Annotated in this window: 1 protein-coding gene; it reads left to right on the forward strand. The window is 71.4% G+C overall.

Translation table 11 applies throughout. The annotated features are described in order from the left end of the window. Positions 1-227, forward strand: a 227-nt coding sequence (locus AC1MIR_RS17930; protein WP_480029543.1) for an Ig-like domain-containing protein, incomplete at both ends; no start/stop codon positions are given.

Genomic DNA, 227 nt, shown 5'->3' on the forward strand with positions numbered 1-227 from the left:
CCGGTCAACGACGCGCCGACCGTCTCGGACGACACGCGGACGGTCGCCGAGGACGGCAGCCTGAACGGCTCCGTCGCGGGCCTGGCGGAGGACGTGGACGGCGACACGCTGACCTTCGCGCTGGTGGGCGGCGGGCTCGCGGGCCTGACCTTCAACGAGGACGGCAGCTACAGCTACGCCCCGCCGGCCGACTTCAACGGCACCGTCAGCTTCCAGTTCAAGGCCAA

It is taken from the genome of Falsiroseomonas sp. RANM36, from assembly GCF_056682175.1.